This window comes from Phenylobacterium sp. (genome assembly GCF_024508875.1).
Taxonomy (GTDB): domain Bacteria; phylum Pseudomonadota; class Alphaproteobacteria; order Caulobacterales; family Caulobacteraceae; genus Phenylobacterium.
The window spans coordinates 1-2,765 of sequence record NZ_JANINU010000257.1; the positions used below are offsets into that span (position 1 = coordinate 1).

Annotated in this window: 1 protein-coding gene; it reads right to left on the reverse strand. The window is 68.0% G+C overall.

Features of this window, described 5'->3' with window-relative positions; translation table 11 throughout:
* Window positions 1–2,528, reverse strand: a 2,528-nt coding sequence (locus tag Q0L11_RS17905) for a TonB-dependent receptor (protein ID WP_296599032.1), incomplete at its 3' end; no start/stop codon positions are given.
* Window positions 2,529–2,765: the final 237 nt, after the last annotated feature.

Below are 2,765 nucleotides of genomic sequence, written 5' to 3' on the forward strand. Positions count from 1 at the left end.
CGCAGGTTCACGTTCAGCTTGTTCCAGTCCCAGTTCAGGCCCAGCGCCACCTTGCTCTTGGGGAACGAGGTGGTGAGGAAGCCCTGGCTGCCGCGGCCGAAGAGCACGAACGTCGGGCCGAGCGCCGTCAGTTCCGGCGGGTTCGGGATGATGTCCCGAATCTTGGTCTTGCCGTAGTTGAACCCGGCGTTGGCGCGCAGCCGGCCCCAGTCGCCGAGGTCGTAGCGATAGGTCGCCACCACATCGATGCCGCGAGTCCGGGTGTCGATGGCGTTGGTGTAGTACTGGGCCGACAGGTCGCCCGACAGGCCCTTCGAGATGAGGATGTTGCTCACCGCCGTGCCCGTCAGGGTGCTGGTGATGGCGATCCGGTTGTCCACCTCGATCTGATAGCCGTCGATGGTGATGTCGAGGCCCGACACCGGCTGCAGCGTGACCCCGCCACTGATGTTGGTCGACTTCTCCGGCGTAAGCGGCTTGGCCCCCAGGGCGACGGCCTCGGGCGCGCTGACCGGGAGCGTCTTGATCAGCAGAAGCTGGTTCTGCACGCCGTTGACGGTCCGGAACTGGCTGGACGTGGCGGCGTAGTGCTGCTGGGCCAGGCCCGGGGCGCGGAAGCCGTTGCTGATGGCGCCGCGGATCGACAGCCAGTCGGTCACCTCGTAGCGGCCTGTCAGCTTGCCCGTCAGGGTATCGCCGGAGGAGTCGCTGTAGTCCTCGTAGCGCACGGCCGCGCCGATGAAGAGCTTCTCGGTCGCGTCCCAGCCCAGCTCACCATAGAGCGCCTTGGAATCGCGGTGGCTGGTGCTGGCGTCCGCGGGGCGGAAGCCCGGCGTCGCCTGCGCGCCGGTCTGCGGCGCGACGTTGGCGAAGGGCTGGCCGGCGGGGGCGCGGTACAGGCCTTCGGCGTAGCTGGCAGGCTCACCCGCCAGGATTTTGTAGCCTTCGCGCCGATACTGCGCGCCGAACGACACCTGAAGCTGCGACGAACCGAGGTCGAACCCGCGGGTCACGTCGAGGTTGCTGGTCAATTCGTCGGACTGCAGCGTGCCCACATAGAACACCTTGGGACTGGCCGGCCCCAGGCTGGCGTTCTCGGTGTTTGAGGTGTGCAGGACCGCCTTGTTCTTGCCGTAGCCGGTGGAGAGATCCCAGGCCCAGCCGCCAAGGTCGCCCTTCATGCCGCCGGTGAATTCGTAGTCGTCCTCGTTGACGACCTCGTTGGGGCGATATCCCAGCGGATAGAGCGCGGGGGTGGTGTTGACGTTGTTGGGCGTGCGGTAGGTGAACGGCAGGTCGGACTCCCGCTTGGCGTAGGTGCCGAAGCCATACAGCTCGACTTCGCCGAAGTCGTACCCTGCGCTGAAGCCGAAGATCGTGTTGGTCTGTGGCAACTGGCCGTAGTTCTTGGTCACCAGGCGGTCGATGGTTGCCTCGCGCGGGTCGCGGGCGCCGCCCACCAGCGGGAAAAGCTGGACGCTGGGGTCGATCCGGTAGGCGCGGTTCGAGAGCCGCTGGTCCTTGTGGTTGACCGACAGGTTGACGAAGCCGGTCTCGCCGAACGTGAAGCCCTTGTTGAAGGCGTATTGCGTGAGGTCGCCGTCCTTGCGGTCGAAGTTAAGGCCGTAGGTGGCGCTGAGGAGGCCCGCGTCGGTGTCGCCCTTCAGGATGATGTTGATCACGCCGGCGATGGCGTCCGAACCGTACTGGGCCGCGGCGCCGTCGCGCAGCACCTCGATCCGCTCGATCGACGCCGTCGGGATCATGTCGAGGTCGGCTGGGACCGAGCCGTTGTAGAGGGACGAGACGGCGTTGATCAGCGAGGTCTTGTGCCGCCGCTTGCCGTTGACCAGGACCAGCGTCTGGTCCGGGTTCAAGCCGCGAAGGCCACCGGTCGCGATGATGGTCGAGGTGCCGCCGCCAGCGCGGAACGGCAGGTTGAACGAGGGCGCCAGCGTCTGCAGCGCCTGGAAGACGCCCGCGCGGCCCGACTTCTCCAAGTCGCTCGACGTGAAGGCGTCGATGGGCGTCGGGCTCTCCATCACCGTGCGCGCGACGCCGCGTACGCCAGTGACAACGACGGCCTCCAGGTCCTGCGGCTCGGCGGCCGCAGGCGCTGCGCCGCCGCCCTGATCCTGGGTCGCGACCGCCGTCGCGGCGGCGTAGACGGGGCCGGCGGACGCGGTCTTGATGAGGCCTACCGAAGGCGGAGCCGAGGCCGCCAGCGCGATCAGGTCCTTTTGCGCCATGGCCACCCGCAGGGGGGAGCCGGCGATGATCTGGTCCAGCGCCGCACGGGTCGGCATCCGCCCCCGGACAGACGGAGAGCTCAGGCCCGACACACGGTCATAGGGATAAAGCAGGCGCACGCCGGACTGGGCCGACAGGGCGTTCAGGGCGCCTTGCATCGGCTGGGCGGCGATGTCGAAGTTGGTCACCGCGTCCGCGGCGGCGGCCGGGCTGGCGGCAAGAGCGGCGGCGATCACCATCGGAGACGCCCAGGCGAGTTGGTTGTGGTTCAGCGGCATGCGGCAAAAGCCCCCCGATGCGACGTGCTATTTCGAGGAACGGGCCGCGGCGGCGCCGCCGCCATCCCGTCGCCGAAAAATTTGAACCTACGGTCGTTCGACGAGCAGCACGCCGCCGTCCGCCGTCGCGATCGTCTCGATGGGGAAGCTGCTGGTGAGCGCCGCGAGGAACTTGTCGGCCTCGTCCACCTCGAACCGGCCGCCGATCCGTAGCGACTCCAGCCGCGCGTCGCCGAT